The 3552-nt window shown below is 42.4% G+C and carries 1 protein-coding gene; it reads right to left on the bottom strand.

Going from position 1 to position 3552, the window contains the following annotated elements:
- A partial coding sequence (locus H6550_16645) for a hypothetical protein (protein ID MCB9047766.1) occupies positions 1–2961 on the bottom strand: 2961 nt, incomplete at its 3' end.
- Between the last annotated feature and the right edge of the window lie 591 nt (positions 2962–3552).

The raw sequence follows: 3552 nt of genomic DNA, 5'->3' as shown, positions 1-3552 counted from the left end.
GCACGAGCCCGAAGTTACTAATCGTCTATACCATGTATTTTGGGTTAAGGGCCCCGGAGTATAATTTTGTGCTGTTGCCCCGGTAATGTTGCTAAAAGGACCCGTTGCTCCTGTAGTGCTTTTTTGCCAACGGTAGGAATATGATCCTGTTCCGCCTCCAGGAATAGGTCCCGTAAGTTGAGCGGGAATACTATTGTAACAAATGGTTTGATTTGTAGCAATGGTGTTTCCAGTTATTTCTGGAATTTCAGCAATAACAGCCGAACCATCCATTTGAATCTCACAGCCAGTTAAATCATTTTGTGCGTAAACAGTGTACGTACCTTCAGTTTGAGGACCAAAATCCATGGTACTGCCATTTCCAGAAGCAGTTGTTGTTGTTGGAGCCCCATCTAAATATAGTGTATATGTTATACCATTATCTGAACCATCAAGACCAACGTTAGTTCCAACACCACCGTAACAGTACGAACCGCCACCTGTAACATTATATTTTGCAGGAAGCGGATTAACGGTAATAGTATTATTTGCACTATTTGTGCACCCTGCACCATCGGTGTAAATGTAGGTTATTGTAAAAGTGCCAATACCAGCAACAGAAGGATCGAAGTTTCCACCACTAACACCAGTTCCGCTGTATGTACCTCCAGCAGGATTTCCTCCGGATAGAGCAAACGGAGCAGCATCAATACACACATCGGCAAATGGATCAAGAGTAACGTTCGGTAGTGCGTTAACCGTAATAGTATTGGTTGCGCTGTTGGAACAGCCATTAGCATCGGTGTAAATATATGTTATAGTATGTGTACCTACGCCTGCAGCAGAAGGGTCAAAGTTTCCGCCGCTAACCCCGGGGCCGCTGTATGTACCTCCAGCAGGATTTCCCCCAGAAAGGGCAAAAGCAGGAGCATCCACACACACATCGGCAAACGGATTCAATGTTACAACAGGCAAAGCATTAACCGTAATGGTGTTTGTAGCGCTATTGGAGCAACCATTAGCATCGGTATAAATGTAAGTGATAGTGTGAGTACCCGTTCCAGCAACTGAAGGATCAAAATTATTACCGCTAACACCCGGCCCGCTGTATGTTCCGCCATTAGGGCTTCCCCCGGAGAGTGCAAATGCAGGAGCATTTAAACACACATCGGCAAATGGGTCTAAGGTAACAACCGGAAGTGCATTAACTGTTATTGTATTTGTTGCGCTATTAGTACATCCTGAGCCATTGGTGTAAACATAGGTTATTGTATGAGTCCCAACACTAGCAACAGAAGGGTCAAAATTTCCACCGCTAACGCCAGGGCCGCTGTATGTACCTCCAGTTGGATTTCCACCTGAAAGGGCAAAAGGAGCAGCGTCGATACACACATCGGCGAAAGGATCGAGTGTAACATTGGGAAGCGCATTTACTGTGATAGTATTAGTTGCATTGTTGGAACAGCCATTGCCATCAGTGTAGGTGTATGTAATTGTATGAGTTCCAACACCAGCAGTTGCAGGATTAAAATTTCCACCACTCACGCCGGGACCACTGTATGTCCCACCGGCAGGATTTCCGCCCGAAAGGGCAAATGGCGCAGCATCCACGCATACATCGGCAAATGGATCAAGGGTTACAACCGGAAGCGCATTAACTGTGATAGTATTTGTTGCACTATTAGAACAACCATTGGCATCGGTGTAGACGTAGGTTATTGTGTGGGTTCCTGTTCCTGCAGCAGAGGGGTCGAAGTTACCTCCACTTACTCCGGGGCCACTGTAAGTGCCACCAGCAGGACTTCCACCTGAAAGGGCAAATGGTGCAGCATCCACGCACACATCGGCAAAGGCACCAAGAGTAACTATGGGTAGTGCGTTAACCGTAATGGTATTGGTTGCATTATTAGTACATCCGTTTCCATCGGTGTAGGTGTATGTAATTGTATGAGTTCCAACACCAGCAGTGGAAGGATCGAAATTGCCGCCACTAACGCCGGGGCCGCTATAAGTTCCTCCCGCAGGGCTTCCTCCCGAAAGAGCAAACGGAGCAGCATCGACACACACATCGGCAAAAGGAGCGAGGGTAACGGTTGGTAAACTGTAAACAGTAACCGTTGCATTTGACTCAGCGTAACTACAGACACCTGGAGGGTCGTCGGTTCGTAAAGTTAGCGTTACATCCGTACTTGCTTCTGAGGCATCGGGCAAATACGTAGCATTTAATGTGTTTCTATCGGGTGTAAAGGTTCCGGCTCCACCAATCCATTGCGCAGAGGTTGCTGAACCTCCTATCGATCCACTTAAAGCAACTCCTGTTCCAGAACAGGTGCTATAGGGGCCGTTAGCATTTACAGTTGGAGCTTCATCAACATCTATTTCAAATTCTATGTGATCAGGATCAGTTGCACAACCATCGTTCCAACCATAAACTCTATATGTCCAATTTCCATAGGTTGGGGGAGTTTCTTCCAAAGTGGCAGTGGAACCTATTGCATCAGTATTGCCATCTTTCTCTCTTTCCCAGTAATAGTTTGTAGTTCCGCTTGCTTGTAGCGAAACACTAGAGCCTTCGCAAATATTGTAGGGTGAAACGGTGGGGAAATCTAGGGTTAAAATGTCTTTTGCTAATACTCTAATTGTTTGAGTAATGCTATATGTAATTCCCGATTTAATTGCACTATAAGTAATTTCATAATCACCAGGAATAGGGCAGTTGAAAGTGACAAAATCTGCATTAACATCACTTAAATATGCAGCACCAGAACCGGTCCAACGCGGTGTAGGATAAGAATATGGCAATGGAGGAGGGTTGTTAACCACAGAACCAATGAAAAACATATCTGTTCCAGTACATCCTACCTCAAGTGTAAGATCTGCTTGTACTTTATTATTTATTTTTAGGGTTAGCGTAGCAAATCCCTTTGTTGAAATAATAAGCAAGCCAATGATGACACTCAATATAGCAAATGACTTTTTCATATATTTAGATTTTGTCCTTATTTTCAAACTCCATTAAAACAAACAACTTCAAACTAGCATATCAACATTAATATGTTTAGTAATAACCTTTAAGGATATTTTTTACTTTTACGTTGCTTCCGATATTAATGTTTTAACTCTAAAAAGCCCTCACGATCACTTGTTAAAATCATGTTTGCTTAGTACACTACTCCCAATTTAACTTCGAAAGTACTCCATTTTTTTTATTCCACAGCGCTTTAAGAGCAAAAAGTATCAAAAAATCAGCCACTTTAGAAAACATTCAACTCTAAAATTGCTTAAAAACAAGGGAAAATATTATTACGGAATATAAAGCAAATATTTTGCCAACAAGTGTAACTGTCATAAATATAGGTAAATAGTTGAAATAAAGGAAACCGCAGTGTCCGTTTTCGGCTATTTTGTGTCCGATATTCTTATTTTGTCAAAAAAGACACTGTTTTTGTCTTATGAAAAAATACTTCCGTCAAAATGCGGAAACTTACTTTAATTTCAAAAGTGTAGAAAATTTATAAAACCAGAATCATAATACTAATCCCTAGTAGAAATCCTAAATAAACCTGAATGGGA

The sequence above is a fragment of the Chitinophagales bacterium genome, assembly GCA_020636495.1.
GTDB lineage: Bacteria > Bacteroidota > Bacteroidia > Chitinophagales > Chitinophagaceae > UBA5543.
This window is presented reverse-complemented; position numbering and strand designations above follow the sequence as displayed.